This window comes from Deinococcus arboris, from assembly GCF_009755355.1.
In the GTDB taxonomy this organism is placed as follows: Bacteria; Deinococcota; Deinococci; order Deinococcales; family Deinococcaceae; genus Deinococcus; species Deinococcus betulae.
On record NZ_WQLB01000014.1, the window covers coordinates 81,118 to 100,416 of the forward strand.

15 protein-coding genes and 1 tRNA gene are annotated in these 19,299 nt (G+C 65.7%); 11 read left to right on the plus strand and 5 right to left on the minus strand.

Translation table 11 applies throughout. The features are described from left to right. The first annotated feature begins 331 nt into the window (after positions 1-331). Genes GO986_RS11815 through GO986_RS11830 form a run of 4 tightly spaced genes read left to right on the plus strand, consistent with a single transcriptional unit; the run spans position 332 to position 4,642 of the window. Positions 332-1,513 carry a sugar ABC transporter substrate-binding protein gene (locus tag GO986_RS11815; RefSeq protein WP_157459500.1) on the plus strand — a complete coding sequence of 394 codons (1,182 nt, stop codon included), beginning with the start codon at positions 332-334 and terminating at the stop codon, positions 1,511-1,513. A 17-nt stretch (positions 1,514-1,530) separates the two neighbouring features. After that, entirely contained in the window at positions 1,531-1,857 is a 327-nt protein-coding gene (locus GO986_RS11820) for a hypothetical protein (RefSeq protein WP_157459501.1), read from the plus strand. Next, on the plus strand, positions 1,854-3,263 hold the full coding sequence (locus tag GO986_RS11825) for an ABC transporter permease subunit (protein ID WP_157459502.1): 1,410 nt from the start codon (positions 1,854-1,856) through the stop codon (positions 3,261-3,263). Before GO986_RS11820 ends, GO986_RS11825 begins: the two co-directional genes overlap by 4 nt. Further along, complete coding sequence (locus tag GO986_RS11830) at positions 3,260-4,642, plus strand: sugar ABC transporter permease (RefSeq protein WP_369409338.1); 1,383 nt, start codon at positions 3,260-3,262, stop codon at positions 4,640-4,642. Before GO986_RS11825 ends, GO986_RS11830 begins: the two co-directional genes overlap by 4 nt. A gap of 246 nt (positions 4,643-4,888) precedes the next feature. Here GO986_RS11830 and pckA read toward each other — a convergent pair whose 3' ends face one another. Then, positions 4,889-6,475, minus strand: coding sequence for a phosphoenolpyruvate carboxykinase (ATP) (gene pckA / locus GO986_RS11835; RefSeq protein ID WP_157459503.1), 1,587 nt, complete (start codon positions 6,473-6,475; stop codon positions 4,889-4,891). Positions 6,476-6,813: 338 nt separating this feature from the next. Further along, positions 6,814-7,977, minus strand: a complete 1,164-nt coding sequence (locus GO986_RS11840; RefSeq protein ID WP_157459504.1) for an alginate biosynthesis protein AlgP — start codon at positions 7,975-7,977, stop codon at positions 6,814-6,816. 320 nt (positions 7,978-8,297) lie between these two features. Between GO986_RS11840 and GO986_RS11845 the strand changes: the two genes are divergently transcribed. After that, a complete protein-coding gene (locus GO986_RS11845; RefSeq protein ID WP_369409339.1) occupies positions 8,298-9,971 on the plus strand; it encodes a DNA repair protein RecN in 1,674 nt (557 codons plus the stop codon). A gap of 397 nt (positions 9,972-10,368) precedes the next feature. Here GO986_RS11845 and GO986_RS11850 read toward each other — a convergent pair whose 3' ends face one another. After that, positions 10,369-11,358, minus strand: coding sequence for a phosphotransferase family protein (locus GO986_RS11850; RefSeq protein ID WP_232337756.1), 990 nt, complete (start codon positions 11,356-11,358; stop codon positions 10,369-10,371). A gap of 3 nt (positions 11,359-11,361) precedes the next feature. Then, positions 11,362-11,577, minus strand: coding sequence for a hypothetical protein (locus GO986_RS11855; protein ID WP_157459506.1), 216 nt, complete (start codon positions 11,575-11,577; stop codon positions 11,362-11,364). Between the two features lie 105 nt (positions 11,578-11,682). Between GO986_RS11855 and glmM the strand changes: the two genes are divergently transcribed. Further along, complete coding sequence (gene glmM / locus GO986_RS11860) at positions 11,683-13,014, plus strand: phosphoglucosamine mutase (RefSeq protein ID WP_157459507.1); 1,332 nt, start codon at positions 11,683-11,685, stop codon at positions 13,012-13,014. A gap of 166 nt (positions 13,015-13,180) precedes the next feature. Beyond that, entirely contained in the window at positions 13,181-13,678 is a 498-nt protein-coding gene (locus GO986_RS11865) for a hypothetical protein (RefSeq protein WP_157459508.1), read from the plus strand. Positions 13,679-13,878: 200 nt separating this feature from the next. Here the strand turns inward: GO986_RS11865 and rpsT are convergent, their stop codons facing one another. Then, positions 13,879-14,157 (minus strand): 30S ribosomal protein S20, encoded by a 279-nt coding sequence (rpsT, locus tag GO986_RS11870; protein ID WP_157459509.1) that lies wholly within the window; start codon positions 14,155-14,157, stop codon positions 13,879-13,881. A 179-nt stretch (positions 14,158-14,336) separates the two neighbouring features. Between rpsT and GO986_RS11875 the strand changes: the two genes are divergently transcribed. From GO986_RS11875 to GO986_RS11890, 4 genes are all read left to right on the plus strand, one after another. Beyond that, a complete protein-coding gene (locus GO986_RS11875) occupies positions 14,337-14,897 on the plus strand; it encodes a RecX family transcriptional regulator (protein WP_157459510.1) in 561 nt (186 codons plus the stop codon). A gap of 86 nt (positions 14,898-14,983) precedes the next feature. Next, a tRNA-Pro gene (locus GO986_RS11880) sits at positions 14,984-15,060 on the plus strand. A 66-nt stretch (positions 15,061-15,126) separates the two neighbouring features. Beyond that, positions 15,127-15,864, plus strand: coding sequence for a metallophosphoesterase (locus GO986_RS11885; RefSeq protein ID WP_157459511.1), 738 nt, complete (start codon positions 15,127-15,129; stop codon positions 15,862-15,864). A 625-nt stretch (positions 15,865-16,489) separates the two neighbouring features. Next, positions 16,490-18,916: an EAL domain-containing protein gene (locus tag GO986_RS11890; protein ID WP_157459512.1), complete on the plus strand. Its 2,427-nt coding sequence runs from the start codon at positions 16,490-16,492 to the stop codon at positions 18,914-18,916. The last annotated feature ends 383 nt before the right edge of the window (positions 18,917-19,299 follow it).

Genomic DNA, 19,299 nt, shown 5'->3' on the forward strand with positions numbered 1-19,299 from the left:
AGTTTCAGACCAGAGCAACTGCATCTCAAACTGTTTTCTCCCGTTCGGTTCGGCCATAAGTGGACTCCTGGCTTTTGTAGCAAGAGGCCATGCCGCTTCTCTATCCCCGTCAAAGGTGACTCAGGACTGACTAGGACGTGAAAAAGCTGTGGTCTCAGCACATTGTCAAGCGGGAATCAGAGGTCTATACTATTTTCTGAGCAACCGGAATACACTCCCCCGCCGAGGCGCTCACCTCGGCACGCCAGGTGGCCCCCTACAGTGGAAGGCCCCTGGGAATTGGAATGTCCAATTGGAAGCGATTCACAATCGCTGCCCACAAAGGAGCCCTATGAAAAAAGCACTGACGGTTCTGTCTCTTGCTCTGCTGGGTCAAGCCAGCGCCGCGACCATCACGGTCTGGTCGCACTTCGGGGACGCCGAGCTGGGCTGGCTGCGCACACAGGCCGCTCAGTTCAAGGCCAAGACCGGCCACACGGTCAATCTGGTGACGGTGCCGTTTGATCAGATTCCTGACAAGCTCATTCAGAGCGCCCCCAAGGGCCAAGGCCCTGACCTCGTGACCACCCTGCCCCAGGACCGCCTGGGCCAGCTGGCCGCCGCCGGCGTCATTGAGCCGATGGACAAGTACGTGACCTCGCGCACCGACTACGACAAGACCGGTCTGAACGCCATGACTTACCAGGGCAAACTGTTCGGTATCCCCATGTTCGCCGAAGCCGTGGCCGTGGTGTACAACAAGAAACTGGTGGCCACGGCGCCGACCAACTGGACGCAGTTCCTGGCGGCGGCCCAGAAGAACACGGGCAGCGGCAAGTTCGGTTACCTGGCCGACCTGAGCAACGCCTACATGCAGTACGGCATCATCAGCGCCTACGGCGGCTACGTGTTCAAGAACAACAGCGGCACCCTGAACGTCAAGGACGTGGGCCTGGCCAACACGGGCGCCGACAAGGCCAGCGCGTTCCTGAACGACCTGCGCTACAAGTACAACCTCGTTCCTGAAGGTGTGGACGGCGGCGCCGCCAAGAGCGCCTTCGTGGACGGCCGCCTGGCGATGTTCCTGACCGGCCCCTGGGACATGGGAGACATCAAGAAGGCGGGCATTGACTACGGCATCGCCACCTTCCCCACCCCTCCTGGCGCCAGCGGCAAATGGAGCCCCTTCGTGGGCGTGCAGGGCACCATGATGAACGCCTACAGCAAGCAGAAGGCCGTGGCGGCCCAGTTTGCCAAGCAGATCTCTGCCAGCGACGCGCAGGTGGCCTTTAACAAGGCGGGCGGCCGCATCCCGGTCAGCCTCTCGGCCCGCACCAAGCTGAAGACCGACCCTGTGGTCGTGGGCTTCGGCAAGAGCATCAGCGCCGGCACCCCCATGCCCAACGTGCCCCAGATGGGCGCCGTCTGGAGCCCCTGGAGCAGCGCCATCGCCCAGAGCGTGCAAAAGGCCAATCAGAACTACTCGCAGATTCTGGACAAGGCCGTGCAGGAAATTAACAGCAACATCAAGTAATGCCTCTCTGGGGGAACATGCCCGGCGTGTTCCCCCGGTTGTCCGGCCCGGCGGTCCCTGCCGCCGCCGGACATTTTTGTGCGGCCCCGGCCCAGGGCCTTGTGCTGGCCCTTCAGGACGTGGCGGCGCACATTCCGCGTTGGCAGAAAAGTGCCGGAACCGCTCCAGTTCTGCTGCCGCGTCTTTTTTCCTCTGTTCACCAGAAGATGAACGGTGACTTCCTTAACCTGACGTGTCTGGGCATCCTGTGGAGTACCGTACAGACACCCATTCTTGACACGGCGGTTCACTTCCTTTTCGTTCCACGCCGGCACTTACGCCAGGGAGGTCTCGACGCCACATGACCAACACATTGCCTGCTCCTACCCTCAAGCGCCCCGCCGTGCCTCCCCAGGGCACGCGGGGCTTTTTGCTGGCCCTGCTGATTCTGGGGGCGCTGCTGGGGCTCAGCGCCCTGATTGGTTGGGGCTTATCGCTCCTCACCGCCCAGGTGGTGCCCGGAGCGCCGGCGTATCTGATCCTGGTGTGGGCAGGGCTGGCGCTGCTGGTCCTGGCGCCGCTGACCTACCGCGCCTTTCCCTGGATCACCGACTGGTTTTATCTGCTGCCGGCGCTGGTGTTTGTCCTGGCGTTTACCGTGCTGCCGGTGATTCTGACGGTCAATTACGCCTTTACCAATTACAGCGGGCAGAACAGCGGCAGCCCCGACAGCGCCAGCCGCACAGCCGCCACCCTCAGCGCAGACCGCCGGGTGGTGACCCTCTCCGAACTGGGCGAGCAGACGGTGGCCGAGTACCTGGGTTGTGCCCAGCCCAGCTGCCAGGGCGCTTCCCTCGTGCTGTACGACGAAGAGGCCTCCAGTCCTCTGCGGCAAAAAGTCGAATCGGTGTCAGGCCCCCAGGTTACCCTGAGCGCGCCTGTTCCGGCCACGCTGGAGACGGTCGCGGCGGCCACGCGCATCAATACGTTCGGCTACGTCGGGCTGGCCAACTTTCAGGAGATTTTCAGCAAGGCCAGCCGCGCCCTGTGGCCGGTGTTTTTGTGGACGGTGGTGTTTGCCTTCAGCACGGTCATCATCAACGCGCTGGCCGGCCTGATTCTGGGCATCCTGCTGTACAACAAGAACCTCAAGGGCCGTAACATCTACCGCACGCTGCTGTTTCTGCCCTGGGCCATCCCAGCCGTGATCAGCGTACAGATGTGGGTGGCGCTGCTGAACCAGCCCTACGGCGTGGTGAACAAGGCGCTGGGTCTGCTGGGGATCGTGGCGATTCCGTGGCTGAACGACCCGCTGTGGGCCAAAATCAGCATTTTGCTGGTCAACTTGTGGCTGGGCTTTCCTTACATGATGACCGCCACCATCAGCGCCCTGAGCACCATCAGTGACGACCTGTACGAGGCCGCCAGCATTGACGGCGCCAGCCGCTGGCAGCAGATTACGGGCATTACCCTGCCGCTGCTGCGCACCTCGTTTACGCCCATTTTGCTGTCGGGCTTTGCGTTCAACTTCAACAACTTCGGGATCATCTACCTGCTCACGGCCGGCGGGCCGGATCAGGCGGGCCGCGAAAGTACGGCGCGCAGCACCGACATCCTGCTGTCGTGGGGCTACAACACGGCGTTTGTCTCCAGCGGCGGTCAGAATTTCGCGCTGGCCAGCGCCATTGCCCTGATCATCTTTTTCCTGACCCTGGCCATTAGCCTGGTGAATTTCAGGGCCGCTGGGGTGTTCAAGGAGGCCCGCAAGTGACCGCCACCAAACCTGCCCCCGGCGCCCCCCTGCCGCCCGGCGGCTATGTTCACCGCGAGCCGTCCCTGCTGCGCCGCTTACTGCCCTGGCTGGTGCTGGCGGTGGTGCTCGCCGGCCTGGGCTACCTGGGCTTCCGCCTGGCGCAAACGCTGGAAGGCAAGGCACCTGCTTTCACCATCTATTTCGTCAAGAATGGCTGGGTCAATTTCCTGCTGTTTCTGCTGGCCGCCACGGGCGTGCTGGCCCTGACCAGTTTTCTGGGCCAGCGCCTCGGCATGGCCCGCACCGGGCGGCGCGTTGACTACTGGGCCGTGTTTGGCACGCAGCTGACCCACCTCTTCCTGATTCTGGTGGTGCTGGTGGCCATCTACCCCCTGCTGTACGTGCTGATTGCCGCCTTTGACCCGCGCAACAGCCTCTTTGCCTTTCCAGACACCGGTAACCCCAATATCCTGTACCGCTCGGGCCTGCTGCCCAACTTGCAGGTGCTGAGTTACGAGAACTTTGCCAAGCTGTTTGAGGGCTTTACAGTGCCTGGCTGGCAGCTGGTGCTGGCCGTCGCGGGTGGGGCCGCCGCCGCCGCGCTGCTCATCCTGAAGCTCGTCGGTCGCCTAAGCGCCAACCCCGAAGGACCAGCGCGTCTGGCCCGCTGGGCTGGCTGGGTGCTGGTCGGCGCCCTGCTGCTGATCGTGGTGTTCATGACCCCGGCGCAGTTCACGGGCCAGACCAACGAAAGTAAGTTCGTCCTGTCGGTGCGCAACACGCTGCTGGTCTCGGGGATCACAGGCATTCTGGCCATCTTGCTGTCCACCACGGCGGGCTACGCGATGGCGCGGCTGCGCTTTCCTGGCCGCTTCCAGACCCTGCTGTTTTTCATCTTTATTCAGATGTTCCCGGTCTTTCTGGCGTTGGTGGCGGTCTACAAACTGCTGACCGACCTGGGGCTGGCCAACACCTTCACCGGCCTGATTCTGGCCTACTCGGGCGGCGCCATCGCCTTTAACACCTGGATTTTCAAGGGCTATGTGGAAAGCCTGCCCGAGTCGCTGGAGGAAGCGGCCATGGTGGACGGCGCCACCCGCTGGCAGACGTTCCTGCGCGTGGTTTTGCCTCTGTCCGGCGGCATCATGGTCTTTATCTTCCTGAACCAGTTCATCGGCACCTACGCCGAATTCATTCTGGCCAACGTCCTGCTGACCGGCGTGGAGCAGTGGACGGTCGGCGTGATGCTGCGCTCGTTCTCGACCGGGCAATTCAGCACCAAATGGGGCGTGTTTGCCGCCGCCGCCACGCTGGGCGCCCTGCCGATTATTGCGCTGTTCTACGCCTTCCAGAATTTCTTTGTGGGCGGCGCCGTGGCCGGGGGCGTGAAAGAGTAAGCCTCAGCCGACAGATCGTTCTCCTTCAAGACAGACCTCAGGATGATGCCCTGAGGTCTGTTTTTTGTTTTGAAAGGACACGGCAGGAAGGGCGACGCGGCTGACGACCAGAGGGGTCAACCAGCACGGCGCCCCACTCGCGGCCCGGCATCAGCCACTCTTCACAGGGGCACCGTTCTCTCAGCGACCCCTGTACAAGAAAGGCGTCAAGGGAGTGCTCCCCTGACGCCTCTCCCCTCTCTTTGCTCAGTTCTGGTCGTGATTGGGCATGCTGGCGGTCACGGCCGGGTCCACGCCCTCTTCAAAGCGCTTGAAGTTCTCGCGGAACATGCGGGCCAGTTTGCGGGCGGCCTCGTCGTAGGCGGCGGGGTCGGCCCAGGCGTCGCGGGGGTTGAGGACCTGGGCCGGGACACCCGGCACCTCGGTCGGAATCTCCAGGTTGAAAAACGGCTCCTGCTCAAAGTTCACGTCGTCCAGCGCGCCGGACAGCGCCGCGTTAATCATGGCGCGGGTGTGGGCAATGCTCATGCGCTTGCCGGTGCCGTACTGACCGCCACTCCAGCCGGTGTTGACCAGCCACACGCGGGCGCCGCTCTCCTGCACCTTCTGGGCCAGCAGGCGCGCGTATTCGCCGGGGTGCCGGGGCATGAAGGGCGCGCCAAAGCAGGTGCTGAAGGTCGGACTGGGCTCGGTCACGCCGTCTTCGGTGCCCGGAATCTTGGCGGTAAAGCCGCTGATGAACTGGTACATGGTCTGCTCGCGGCTCAGGCGGCTGATGGGCGGCAGCACCCCGTAGGCGTCGGCAGTCAGGAAGACGATGTTGCGCGGGTGCCCGGCCAGGCTCCCAGGTTGAATGTTGGCAATCTGGTCAATGGGGTAGGCGCTGCGGGTGTTTTCGGTCAGGCTGCCGTCGTCCAGGTCAGGGATACCCTGGCTGTCCAGCACCACATTCTCCAGCACGGTCCCGTAGGTGCGGGTGGTCTGGTAGATGGCCGGCTCGGCCTCAGGATTCAGGTTGATGACCTTGGCATAGCAGCCGCCTTCAAAGTTGAAGACGCCCGTGTCGGTCCAGCCGTGCTCGTCGTCGCCAATCAGCTTGCGGCTGGGGTCAGCGCTCAGGGTGGTCTTGCCGGTGCCGCTCAGACCGAAAAACAGCGCCACATCGCCGTCCTCGCCCACGTTGGCCGAGCAGTGCATGGGCATGACGCCCTGGGCTGGCAGTAGGAAGTTCAGGACGCCAAAGATGCCCTTCTTGTTCTCGCCGGCGTACTGGGTGCCGCCCACCAGGATCATCTTCTTGGTGAAGTTGACCAGGATAAAGGTGTCGCTGCGTACGCCGTCCGTTTCGGGGTCTGCCTTGAAGGACGGAATGTTCAGGACGGTCCAGTCTTCCTGAAAGGCGGCCAGTTCATCGGCCGTGGGGCGCACGAACATGTTGCGAATAAACAGCGAGTGATACGCCATTTCCGTGACCATCCGCGCCCCAATGCGGTAACGGGGATCGGTGCCGGCGTACACCTGCTGCACAAACAGCTCGCGGCCCTGGGCATAGCGGGTCATCTTGTCCAGCAGGCGGTCAAAGACCTCTGGAGAAACGGGTGTGTTAAAACCGCCCCACCACACGCTGTTCTTCGTCTGTTCGTCTTCGACGATAAAGCGGTCTTTGGGGCTGCGGCCCGTCTTGTTAGTGCGGACCGTCAGGGGGCCAGTGGCGGCCTGTACGCCTTCATTCAGGCGGGTCGCGTGGGCGTACAGCTCGTCCACGCCAGGGTTGAGGTGAACGGTGGCCTTGATACCGAGGTCAGCGAGGGGATTCGGGGCAGTCAGGCTCATGGAAACCTCCGGGGCGCGGCCTCTGTGGACCGGGAAAGACAGGAGTTCGTGTGCGAAGCGTTCCCGGAATTGTCGCTCAGGAAACGGTTCCACACCAACTTTAGTGGTGTCACATCTCAGGGAACAAAGGCAGTGGACTGACCTAGAATGGCCGAAACCTGACAAGAGCCAGCTAGACAACGTTCTCGCCTGTCCTCTGCTAACCCAAAGCCACACAGAAGACACATCTGCCAGACAGGGTGTCCAGCCAGGATGAACGAATAAGCCGTGTCCTTTGCTACCGGAAACGCAAAAGCGCCGCCGCCCGGACTGGGCAGACGGCGCATGAGAACGCTCGCTTAGTTTGTGGGGGTGGCGGGCTTGGTGCCTTTGGCGTCAGCTTTGGGAGCGTCGTCCTTCTTATCCTGGGCCGGTTCTGGATTGGCTTTCTCGGTTTCCGCCACTGTTTTGGCGGCTGCTGGGGCGTCAGGTGCCACAGCCCCGCCCCAGGTGGCGCCGGTCGTGGCGGCCTGGGTGCTGCGCGCCGCGCCGGGGGCCGGGGTCACCTTCTCTTCCTCAATCCGCTCCAGCCAGGCGGTGCCAATGAGGTTCCGGGCGTCGCGGCCGGCCTTGCGCAGGGCTTCGGCGGCGTCGGGATTCACACCTTCGACGGCGTTCAAGATGCCCTGACGGGCCGCAGGCACCCGCGCCAGCACCACGATGCCAGTCCCCAGCAGGGCCAGGGCCACCAGACCGCCGCCCACACCCGAACCGTGCCGGTCATCGCGGCGAGCATGCCTGGCCTGCTTGTCCAGCAGCTTGAGCTCCTGGGTCAATTTCTTTTCCAGTGGCGCGACGCGCTTGGCCACGGCTTTTTCCAGCTGGTGACTCTTCAGCACTTTACGGCCACTTTGTAACTCGCGCAGCGCGTCGCGGCGGGCCTGGCGCAGGGTGCGCTCGGCGCGGCGTTTGCGGGTCTCGGCGCCGTCGGCGGCTTCGTGCAGGGCGTGCCCCACACGGTCTTGAACGGTCGCCAGCAGCTCGCGCCCGGCGCTCTGGGCGTCCTGAATGGTGTGTCCGGCGCCGGCCTGCGCCGCCTGCCACACCTGCTGCGCCCGGTGACCGCCAAGCGTGGCGGCCTGGCGCGTGGCCTCGCCTGCTTCGCCGGCCAGGTGCAGGGCGCGTTCCTGGGCACTGCCCGCCAGCACACCGGCACCTTCCACTGCACTGCCCAGCAGGGCGCTGGCGCGCGGCAGGCCTTCCTCCCGCAGAGTCTGGGCCGTGTGACTGACCACGTCCGAGACCTGGTGCGCGCCTTGCAGGGCGGCGTCACGGGCGTGGGCGGCGGCCGTCAGCAGGGCCGGGGCCACGGTCCCGCTCAGGGTGTCCTGAGTACCGGTCCAGGCATTGCGGCTGCCGTCCACCAGGGCGCGGCGCGTGTCTTTGTTCAGGGCCAGGGCCGCCAGGCCCCCCAGCAGCAGCAGGCTGCGCTTGCTCACGCCGCCAGTCGATTCATGGGTCATAGGGTCACTCCTTTTTCACCGCGCCCTCCCAGCCACTCCGGGGATGGACAGGTGAACAGTGCCGCCATTGTCTGCCGCACGCGGCAGCGAAATATGGGGGGACTGTAACGGCGGTTTCATGTTCTGCGTTCGGCGTGCGTGCCGTGGGGCGTCGCCTGGGTCTTATGGCTCAGGTCGGGCGTAGCCGAATAAGGCGCACTCAGGCCGCCTCTTCTATCACTTCCTCCATAGAGGGGCTGCTCAGGTGGCTGCACCCCCTCTCCTGTTTTTCCCCACTCCATTCCAATCGGGGTCCAGGCGCGCGGGGTAGACTCGGGGGCGTGACCCGTAAGGCCCGCGCGCGCGCCACCGCCCCTGCCGAGGCTCCGCCGTCCCCAGCGGCCGCCCTCATTCCGCCTCCTTCTCTGCCGCTGTCGCGGTTGGAGGTGCGGCATCTGGCCACCATTGAGGCGCTGGAACTGGACTTCGGCGCTGGCCTGAGCGTCTTTACCGGAGAAACCGGCGCCGGCAAGAGCATTATCGTGGACGCCCTGGGGCTGCTGCTGGGCGCGCGCACCAACACCGACCTGATTCGCAGCGGGGAAAACGACCTGCTGGTGACCGGCTTCTGGGCCGACGACGTGGCCAGCCGCCGCGTGACCACCCAGGGCCGCAGCACGGCGCGGCTGGACGGCGAGGTCGTCAGCCTGCGCGAACTTCAGGACTGGGCGCAGCGCCGCCTGACCATTCACTGGCAGCACAGCGCAGTCAGCCTCTTAACCCCAGCCAACCAGCGGGCGCTGCTGGACCGGCAGCTCCCGGCCCAGGCCGCTGCCTATGCCGGCGCCTACCGCGCCTGGACCGACGCCCGCGCCCGCCTGGAGGCCCTGCGCGCCAGCGAGCGCGACCGCGCCCGGCAGCTGGACCTCCTGCAGTTTCAGGCCCGCGAGATTGCTGAGGTGGCCCCACAGCCCGGCGAGGAAGACCCCCTCCAGGCGGACCTGACACGGCTGTCCAACCTCGACACCATTGCCCAGAGCGCCGCCGCCGCCCTGAACCTGCTGAGCGACGGCGACGAGAACGCCCTCGGCTTTCTCAACGAGGCCGCCCGCGCCCTGAACACCAGCGCCCGCTACGACGAGACCAGTGCCCAGCTCCAGCGCGAACTCAAAGACGCCCTGAGCAGTATTCAGGCTGTGGTCGGCGAGTTGCGCGGCGTGGCCGAGGATCAGGCCCCTGACCCCGAGGAACTGGCGCGCGTGGAAGGCCGCCTGGGCGCCCTGAGCAAGCTGCGTGCCAAGTACGGCCCGACCCTGGACGACGTGCTCACCTTTCATGCCCAGGTCGAGACCGAGCTGGCCACTCTGACCCAGGACGAGCAGGACGCCGGCACCCTGGACGCCGATGTAGAGCGCCTGCACGCCGACCTGCTGGCGGCGGGCCGCACGCTGGATGAGGCCCGCGCCGAACAGGGGCCGCCGCTGGCCGAGGCGCTGCTGGCCGTCATTCGGCAGCTGGGCATGCCACACGCGCGCTTGACCTTTCACCTGACACCCCACACCGAGCCGGCGTCTTCAGGCCTGAGCGACGTGACGCTGCACTTCACCGCCAACCCTGGCGAAGAGCTGGCTCCCCTGGCCGACGTGGCCTCGGGCGGCGAACTCTCGCGCGTGATGCTGGCCATCAGCACCGTGCTGGGCGCCGACACACCCGCCGTGGTCTTTGACGAGGTGGACGCCGGGATTGGCGGCAGCGCTGCACACGCGGTGGCCGCGCAACTGCGCCAACTGGCGCGCACCCGGCAGGTGCTGGTGGTCACGCACCTGGCCCAGATTGCGGCCCAGGCCGACCACCATTACAAGGTGGAAAAACACGTTGAGGGAGGCCGCACTGTCAGCCGCGTGCGCCTGCTGGACGCCTCCGAACGCCTGGAAGAGATCGCCCGGATGCTCAGTGGCAACACCAGCGAGGCCGCGCTGCACCATGCGCGTGAACTGCTGGGTGAGCTGGCCTAAGCCGTTTCTGATTGGTTTCCCTGAAAGCGGCGAGGAGCCTTCCGCTGGCTTCAATGACCACAACAGAAGCGCTGCATCACCTCCGCTGCTCAGACACCAACGCGCGGGCCAGCGATTGATACGACTGTCATCTGGGCCGTCAATTGCATTCTCATCACCTCTAGCTCCTCTTCTGCCGCCAAACCCGCCTGCCTGACCTGAATGACTTCTCCAGAATCTGTCGCAGGTGGCGTTCATTCGCTCAGTCGCACAGCTTTCCTATGATCACCCACTCGACCAGCAACTTCTCACTGCCTTTGTGCTTCGGGGAGCCGAGGCGTTCCTCTGAAGTTGCCTGACCTGAAGTGCATTACGGTCAATGTTTGCCAGAGTCTGCCCCCACAGCTCTGCTCGCTCCTTACGCCTCCCCTTCCCACCACGCTTGAGCGGCGGCTTCAAGCGCCTGCTGCACACCGCTGCTCTGTCGGCGCCGCGCCTGCCGCGCCGTAGACAGCACGTTGATGGCCAAGCCCGCCCGTTCCTGTGCGGCCAGTTCGGTGCGGCTCAGCGGCAGCCCGGCTTCGGCCAGCGCCGCCTGGTAAGCGTCCCGCAGTTCTGGCCCCAGGCGAGCGCGTTCGGCCGGGTCCAGCCGCAGCGCCAGCAGATGCGCGAGGTCCTCGCCGGGCAGGCTGGGATGCACCTGGCCGTAGTCAATCAGGACAGCGGGGGCGCCACCACGCGGCCACAGCACCTGCCCAGCGTGAATGTCCCCGTGAACCAGTGTCCAGACGGGGGCGCGCTCCAGCAGCGCAGGCAGGTCACGTGCGGCCGCCAGCACAGCCCCCCGCACCGCTTCAGGCAGGCCGTCTGTCTGGGGCTGCCTCCGGACCACGGACGCGGGCTGCCAGACCCAGGGGCCACGCAGATGCACCTGCCCCGGCCCCGCCCAGAACGCATGCAGCTGCGCCAGTAACCGCACCACATCGTGCAGGCCCTGTTCCCGCTGGGCATCGGTCTGAAACCAGCCCCAGCCGGTGGTCTCGTCGGTCAGGTCGCGGGTCAGCAGGTGGGCCAGAGGCCGCGCCTGGCTGGCCGCGTCGTGCAGGTGCGGCGCGTGGGCCACCGGCGCCAGAGGAGCTAGGTCCCGCAGGTAAGCAGCCTCGCGGCGCAGCCGCTCGGCCGCTCGGGCATCGCGCCAGCCCGCCGGAATGTATTTCAGAAACAGGGGGCCGCGCCCGCTGCGGTACCGGGCAAAGGCGGCCCCCTCCCCCGTCCAGCTTTCGACGGGCCGCGCCCCAGGAAAGGCGGCGCGCAGCTCCGGTGGCCACGCCCGCACACTGCACGCTGGGGCCTGACCGCGCCGGGTGGCCGCCTGGTCAGCGACAAAGGCGAAGGCGCGCCGCAGCAAGCCTCAGGCCAGCAGCGAGACGAGCCCCGCCAGCGACCCACCCGCCGCCAGGGCCGCCACCACGAACATCCCCAGGCAGCCCGAACGGCGCACCTGACGGTGGTGCCCGCCGTAACCGTAGTGATGCCGCTTGTGACTGCTGTGGCTGCTGTGGCGCATAAAGCCGCCTCTGTGACCGCTGCGGCTGAACGAGAACGATCCGACTGAGAATCCGCTCATGCCCCACGGTACGCGGTGGGGAGCGCCAGGGTTGCCATGTTTTGACCGGGTTCAATTGGGCGTGCCGTGAGCATGACACTCGCCGGCGTATCATGCGGCCAAGATATGAGCGAACGTAAATACTTCGGCACCGATGGGGTGCGTGCTGTGGCGGGTGCCCATCCACTGACCGCCGCCTGGGTCATGGAGCTGGGCGCCGCCGCCGGTGAAATCTTGAAAGCTGGACGCGATCAGGCGGCGGTGGTCATCGGCAAGGACACCCGCCAGAGCGGCGACATGCTGGAAGCGGCCCTGGCCGCCGGCCTGACCAGCCGGGGCGTGAATGTCATTCATGTGGGCGTGCTGCCTACCCCCGGCGTCAGCTACCTGACCCGTCACCTCAAGGCCGATGCGGGCGTGGTGATCAGCGCGTCGCACAACCCCTATCAGGACAACGGCATCAAGTTTTTCGGCGCCGACGGCCAGAAACTGAGTGACACCACCGAACTGGACATAGAGGCCGCGCTGGACAGTCTGCACGAGTTGCCCCCCGTGACGGGCGTGAACCTGGGCGGGGTCACCAACTACTCTGAAGCCGAGCGGCTGTACATGGGTTATCTGCGGGGCCACGCCCCCGACCTCAGCGGCCTGCGGATTGCAATGGACTGCGCCAACGGGGCCGCCTACCGGGTGGGGCCCAAGGTGTTTCAGGCGGCGGGTGCGGACGTGTTTGCGGTCTACACCACGCCGGACGGCCGCAACATCAACCGCGACTGCGGCAGCACCCATCTGGATCACCTTCAGCGCATTGTGCGTGAAGGGCAGTACGACCTTGGGGTGGCCTTTGACGGCGACGCCGACCGCGCCCTGTTCGTGGACAGCCGGGGCAATGTGATTCACGGCGACCACATGCTGCTGCTCAATGCCCGCGCCCGCGGCGAGGGGCGGGTGGTCACGACCATCATGGCGAACATGGCCCTGGAAGTGAAACTGGCCGAAGCCGGGATTCCCCTGGAGCGGACAGCAGTGGGGGACCGCTATGTCCACGAACGGCTGCACGGAGATGGGCTGCGGCTGGGCGGCGAGCAGAGCGGGCATATCCTGTTTCTGGATGTCTCGCCGACGGGCGACGGCGTCCTCACCGCCCTGCTGACCCTGGGGAGCATGAAGGCGCTGAACACCACACTGGACGCCCTGCACGATGACCTCGTGATGTACCCGCAAACCCTGGTCAATGTCCGGGTGGCTGACAAAAAGGCCATTGCGGCCGACCCAGAGGTGCAGGCGGCGGTGGCCCAGGCCGAGGCGCAGCTGCACGGCAAGGGCCGCGTGAACCTGCGCCCCAGCGGCACCGAGAACCTGATTCGCGTGATGGTCGAGGGCCAGGACGCCGCCGAGATTCATGAAATCGCCCGCGTCCTGGCCGGCGTGGTTGAGGCGCGGGGCGCGCAAGCGTAAAGGCCGCAGTCCCCGTCCCGGCTCCCACACCCCTCATGCGGCGGCGCGGTACAACAGCGGCCACTGGCCCGCCCGGCGCGCGACCATCAGACTGAGGTCACCCGCACGCGGCCAACTGGAGCCCATGCCCCTGCGTTCCCGCTCTCTGCCTGGAGGTTCTCTGTCCATGAAATACGCCGTCTCTGCTCTGCTTGCTCCGGCCCTGCTGTCCTGGGCCGCCGCCCAGACCCCCAGTCCCCTGAAGCTGACCTCCGGCACCTCGGTGGTTACTCAGACCACCCAGAACGGCAAAACCACTGAAGTCCTGACGGATGCCAGCAAGGTTGCTGTCGTGCCTGGCGTCCTGCTCGACATGGCCCACACCATGCAAAACGTCTCTGCGACCGACCTGCGCGGCCTGAAGCTCGATATGAAGGTGGACCCAGCAACCACATTCCGTAGCGCGGCCTGCACGGTGGCCGGTGTGGTCACGCTGTACAGCATTGACGGCAAAACCTTTGGCGCCGCGCCGCTGAAAAAGACGGTAACGGTCACCGAAAACGGTCAGCAGGTCCAGCGCCAGGTTGAGGTCAAACCCAGCGAATACACCAACGTGCGCTGGCAGGTGCCGCTGCTCAAGGCGTCCAGCCAGGGCCGCTGCGCCATCCGCGCCGTGGTGAAGTAACCCCAGAAGTTCAGAGAGCCGCCGCAGAGGAATGAAACGTCCTCTGCGGCGGCTTTGTCTGTTTTCCTTTGGGGAGATGAGTGGCCCATCATCTTGAGAAGGCCACTCGTAACAGCCCGCGCGGCATGTCCATTCAGCTGGCCTGCTTCACCCAACAAAACGCGCACCGACGTTTCATCGGTGCGCGCGGTGCTGCTGGCTTAGCCCTGCTGTGCGGCTTTGGCCTTGTTGATGGCCTTGGCCAGGCGGCTCTTCTTGCGGGCCGCGGTGTTCTTGTGCAGGGTGCTGCCCTTAGCAGCCTTGTCAATCAGGCTCTCGGCGCGGCTTTGCAGCGTGGCCAGGTCTTCGGCGCCGGTCTGGGCAGCCACCACGGCCTTCTTGGTGAAGGTCTTGATGGTGCTCTTGCGGCTGCGGTTGATCAGGCGGCGCTTGAGGCTCTGGCGGTGACGTTTCTGGGCGGATTTATGACGAAGGGCCATGTGTCTTTCTCCTTGTTCTCCCGCCGCCGGTCTGGCGGTGCGGGGCGGTTCCCTCCTAGGGAACACGAGCGTCCGGCGGGTGGGCCGGCGCGCGGCGCCTAGGGCGCCCGGCTGCCGTGAAGGCAACCTCGTGACTATACCCGCCTCCGGGCGCGGCGGCAAGCGGCATACTGCGGGGCATGTACGGCCGACGCTCCAGAGCTGCCCCGGACGGGAACCAGACGCCAAAGCCGCGCCCCGCCCGCACCCCCGCCGAGGAACGCGACGCGCTTCTGGCCTACGCTTTTCGCGCGCTGGGCCAGCGCGCCCTGAGTGCCCAGGAACTGCGCAGCCGGCTGGAAAAACGCAGTGAGAACGCCGCCCTGATTGACGAGGTGCTGGCCCGCGTGCAGGAACTGGGTTACCAGAACGACACCCAGGTGGCGCGGGTGGAAAATGCGCGCCGGGGCGTGGGGGTCATGCGGGTGCGCCAGACCCTTAAACGGCGGGGCGTGGCCGACGAACTGATTCAGGACACCCTGGAGGCCCGTGACCCTGGCAGCGACGCCGAGGCTGTGGCCGAGCTGCTGGCCCGGCGCTGGCCCTCGTTTGCCCGCAAGCGTGACCCCCAGGCCAGCGCCTTTGCCTTTCTGGCCCGCCGGGGCTATCCGGGCAGCGTGATCTGGCCCGCCATTCGCGCTTTTGTGGCAGAGCAGGACACTGGCGCCCCTCTGCCAGACGCCCCGGAAGACTGGGAATAACGCCCAGGCACGCGCTTGACACCCCCCAGGCCCGCGCGTAGACTACCCCCTGCCCAGCCACCCGCCGGGCTTTGGTCGGCTTCTTTCGGGGCGTAGCGCAGCCTGGTAGCGCACTTCGTTCGGGACGAAGGGGTCGGAGGTTCGAATCCTCTCGCCCCGACCAAGCGAGCCGACCACAGATTCGCCCTCCCGCAGCTGGGAGGGTGTTTTTCTCTTCCCCGGAGCCTTCATGCGCGTATACGCCATCGCCGACCTGCATCTGGCCCTGACCACCCCCAAGCCCATGACCGTGTTCGGGCCGCAGTGGGCGGGGCACCCCCAGGCCATTTTTGACCACTGGCAGGCAGCGGTGCACCCAGATGACCTGGTACTGCTGCCCGGCGACCTGTCGTGGGCCATGCGGCTGCCCGAGGCGCTGCAGGACCTGGCCCCTGTCGCGGCGCTGCCCGGCACCAAGGTGCTGCTGCGCGGCAACCACGATTACTGGTGGCCCACGGCGGGCAAGCTGCGCGCCGCGCTGCCGCCGGGCATGCTGGCGGTGGTCAATGACGCCGTGCGGGTGGGCAATGTGGTGGTCTGCGGTACGCGCGGCTGGGTCACCCCAGGCCACGAGCCGCTGGGCGCCGACGACGAGCGGCTGCTGGCCCGCGAGGCCGAGCGCCTGACCCTGAGCGTGCGGGCAGCCCAGGCCCTGCGCCAACCCGGCGACCACCTGCTGATGATGCTGCATTACCCGCCGGCCTCGCCACCTTATCTGCCCAACCCGCTGACCCGCGTGATTGAGGCCGCGCGCCCCGACCAGATTGTCTACGGGCACCTGCATGGCGTGGCACCCGAACGGGCTATGCGCCACGTGAACGGGATTCCGGCGCAACTGGTGGCTGCCGACGGCCTGCGCTTCCGGCCTCAGCTACTGCTGGACACGGCGCAGGTGGGAGTGGACACCGGCATGCAGCCGGGCCATTAAGACGGAGAGCCGTCCGGAGCACTCAAGCATTGAAAGGGCGCCGCTTGAGGAGTAAGCCGGCCTTCGACCTCCTTGTTTTGTCCAAAACTCAATCCGAGTCAAGTGACCCAGCCGCGATGCAAGCAGGAAGGTGGGCAGCGGCTGGCAATTCAGTTCTGTTCTGAGAAGCCAACAACACAGCTGGAAGGTGTCTCAGCCATCGGCCCTCATCTCCCTGACCGGGTGAAGCTCTGGCTCAGCGTCGGACTCTTTTCGCAGGCCATTTATCGAGTTCAGAGCCGCCAGATTGCCCTTTTCACGGCTCGCTTGATGCAGAGTCTTGCCAGAGGCGTGACAGCCCACCGTGCCGCCGCGTCAGAACTCTGTGCGAAATCAGACTAAGCGGCACCGCTGGTTCTGGCAGGCCAGTGTGACTTTGATTCCAAAGAGCACGTGAACACATTGACCAGAAAACGTCGTCTATAGCTTGCATTTTCCCGCCTCCAGCCGCATTCCGCCCCACCTCTGACGGCAGCCGGTCAAGGGCAGATGAAGATGACCGGGGGTGGAGCGGTATTCAGAAGCCTGTCAGCCGGGCGCCGCTATCTTCTGGCTTATTCCCGCCCCACTGTCCCAGGAGGTTTCCATGTCGTTTTACCCCGCCACCGCTGCCCTGCCCCCCGCCAACGCGGCGTGGCGCAGCGTGGACCAGTTGAACGACGAGGCCGACGCCGTACTGATGCTGTCCATGCAGCGCGCGCAGGAGCTGGCAGCGCGCGCCCTGGACCTTGCGCAGCAGACCGGCTACGAAGCGGGCATGGCCCGCGCCCGCATGCTGATTGGCTACGGGCACTTTTATCTGGCCAATTACCCTGAAGCCTGCGCGGCCTTTGAAGAAAGCGCAGCGCTGGCAGCGGCGCTGGGTCTAACCGCCCTGGAAGCGCGCAACCTGAACGGCCTGGCCATCACGGCGGTCAAGACTGGCCAACTGGGGCAGGCGCTGGAATACCACCTGCGCTGCCTGCGAATGGTGCAGTCGATTGGCGATGCCCAGGGCCAGGCACGCGCCCTGAACAACATTGGCAACCTCTATCTGGACCTCAAAGACTACGAGACGGCGCTGCCCTATCACCTTGAGGCGCTGGAACTGGCCACCGCCATCGGGCACTCCATCCTGATTTCCAGCGCGTCGATCAATGCGGCGCTGGATTATCAGGAACTGGGGCGATTTGACGAGGCGCTGACGCTCAACCAGCAGACCCTGGCGCGCGCCCGCGCCGCTGGCTACCGCCAGCACGAGGACCTGCTGCTGGCCAACATGTCGGTCAACCTACTGGCACTGGGCCGGCTGGACGAGGCCCTGGCCCTCACCGTGCAGGGGGTCAGCGGCTCTGAGGAGCTGGGGGACCGGGAGAACCTGTGTGACGTGCTGATTACGCAGGGGCGGGTGCTGGCTGGCAAGGGCGAGTGGCCCAGCGCCCGCGACGTCCTGCAGCGGGCAGCGGCGCTGGCCGATGAGCTGAATCTGACCCTGCGGCAGGCCGAGGCCCACCTGCACCTGTCGGCGGTGCTGGAGCAGCTGGGGGCCTACCCCGAAGCGCTGCACCACGCCCGCCAGGCCGCCGCCGCCGAGCAGGCCGTGACCGCCGATGTGCTGCGGCAGAAGTCACAGGTGCTGGCCACCCAGCTCAAGGTCGAGCGCCTGGAACACCGAGCCGAGGAAGAGCGGCTGCGCAACCAGGAACTGTCGCACGCCAACGCGGCGCTTCAGGTGGCCCAGGAACGCCTGGCCTATCAGGCCCAGCACGACGCCCTGACAGGACTGATGAACCGCGCGGCCTTTGAGGCGGCGCTTCAGGGCGCCATTCAGGCGCGCGAGACGATGGGCGTGCTGTTTATCGACCTCGACCACTTCAAACAGGTCAACGACACCCTGGGGCACGATGTGGGCGACCAGCTGCTGATTCAGGTGGCCGAGCGGCTGCAGCGTTCTGTGCGTGACGGCGACCTGGTGGCCCGCCAGGGCGGCGATGAATTTACCGTGCTGCTGCGGCGCGTGCGCTCCCATGAGGAAGCTGAAGCCGCCGCAGGCCGCATCCTGGCGGCCCTGAGTGCCCCCACCGAACTGGCCGGGCGCACCCTGACCGTCACGGCCTCGATTGGGGTGGCCGTGTCCCCCGACGACGGCACCGATGTGACCTCGCTGCAAAAGAATGCTGACCTGGCCATGTACCTGGCCAAGCGCGAGCGCCACACCGTTCGCCGGTTTCAGGCCGCCCTGAGCACTGCGGCGCTGGAACGGCTGGAACTGGAGCAGGCGCTGCGGGCGGGCATTGACCGGGACGAATTGCGGCTTCATTACCAACCCATCGTGGACGCCCAGACCCTGACGCCAGTGGCCCTGGAAGCCCTGGTGCGCTGGCAGCACCCAGCGCTGGGCCTGCTGCCCCCTGGCCGCTTTATCCCAGTGGCCGAGAGCAGCGACCTGATTGTGGCGCTGGGTGACTGGGTGCTGCGCGAGGCGTGCCGTCAGCTGACCCTCTGGCGCGCGCAGTGGCCTGCCCTGCGCATGACGGTGAATGTGGCGCCGCGCCAGTTCGCGCAGCCTGGGTTTGCCGAGCAGGTGCTGACCCTGCTGGCCGACGCTGGCCTGCCTGCCGACGCCCTGATTCTGGAGGTCACCGAGGGCGCCGTGATGGACGAGGGCGGCGTGCCCCATGAAGCGGCAATGGGCCACACCGGCCTGACCCTGGCGCTGGACGACTTCGGCACCGGATATTCCAGCATCAGCCGCCTGCACCAATTGCCGGCGCAGTGGCTCAAGATTGACCGCTCGCTGATTCAGGCTGAGGGCTCGGCGGGCAGCAGCGTGCGCCCAGCGCGGCCGATTGTGCGCGCCCTGATTACCTTCGCCCACGAGGCGGGCCTGCGCGTGGTGGCCGAGGGCGTGGAGCACCCCGAACAGCTCGAAGACCTCCAGACCTGGGGCTGCGACCTGATTCAGGGCTACCTGATTGCCCGTCCCACCGCACCTGAATTGTTGAGTCTCCCTGCTTTGTACAACCGCAATTAGGGGCTTAAGGCCGGCCAGTACCGCAGAGAAGCGAGGCGAATTTAGAGCGAGAGGTGCTCGGCAGCGCTGATCGAGCAGAGGAGGTTGTGTGATCAGATGACCTCCCCTCTGGCATGCCCACGACCCGTAGGACTTCGCCGTATTGCCCTCATAGGCAAGAAGGGCTGGTTGGTCCATGCCTAGCAGACGTTTAGGTCCTGCCTGATTTGCTTCTCAACTCTCCAAACCAGTCATCCGCTTTTGCAAATGGTGCCATCCGAGCCTGTAGCAAAGCAGACCTCAAAGCTGTTGACAAAAACCTATACTGACATCTTGCAGTTTTGGGAAAGGACGTCTGGAACGCACTTTTGGCCCCAAGATGGGGTGTGAACCCAAAAGAACCA

What these genes read in the sequence shown, in the direction of transcription:
- GO986_RS11815 (WP_157459500.1), top strand. Translation starts at nt 332, where the DNA reads ATGAAAAAAGCACTGACGGTTCTGTCTCTTGCTCTGCTGGGTCAAGCC.
- GO986_RS11820 (WP_157459501.1), top strand. Translation starts at nt 1,531, where the DNA reads ATGCCCGGCGTGTTCCCCCGGTTGTCCGGCCCGGCGGTCCCTGCCGCC.
- GO986_RS11825 (WP_157459502.1), top strand. Translation starts at nt 1,854, where the DNA reads ATGACCAACACATTGCCTGCTCCTACCCTCAAGCGCCCCGCCGTGCCT.
- pckA (WP_157459503.1), bottom strand. Translation starts at nt 6,475, where the DNA reads ATGAGCCTGACTGCCCCGAATCCCCTCGCTGACCTCGGTATCAAGGCC.
- GO986_RS11840 (WP_157459504.1), bottom strand. Translation starts at nt 7,977, where the DNA reads ATGACCCATGAATCGACTGGCGGCGTGAGCAAGCGCAGCCTGCTGCTG.
- GO986_RS11855 (WP_157459506.1), bottom strand. Translation starts at nt 11,577, where the DNA reads ATGAGCGGATTCTCAGTCGGATCGTTCTCGTTCAGCCGCAGCGGTCAC.
- glmM (WP_157459507.1), top strand. Translation starts at nt 11,683, where the DNA reads ATGAGCGAACGTAAATACTTCGGCACCGATGGGGTGCGTGCTGTGGCG.
- GO986_RS11865 (WP_157459508.1), top strand. Translation starts at nt 13,181, where the DNA reads ATGAAATACGCCGTCTCTGCTCTGCTTGCTCCGGCCCTGCTGTCCTGG.
- rpsT (WP_157459509.1), bottom strand. Translation starts at nt 14,157, where the DNA reads ATGGCCCTTCGTCATAAATCCGCCCAGAAACGTCACCGCCAGAGCCTC.
- GO986_RS11875 (WP_157459510.1), top strand. Translation starts at nt 14,337, where the DNA reads ATGTACGGCCGACGCTCCAGAGCTGCCCCGGACGGGAACCAGACGCCA.
- GO986_RS11885 (WP_157459511.1), top strand. Translation starts at nt 15,127, where the DNA reads ATGCGCGTATACGCCATCGCCGACCTGCATCTGGCCCTGACCACCCCC.
- GO986_RS11890 (WP_157459512.1), top strand. Translation starts at nt 16,490, where the DNA reads ATGTCGTTTTACCCCGCCACCGCTGCCCTGCCCCCCGCCAACGCGGCG.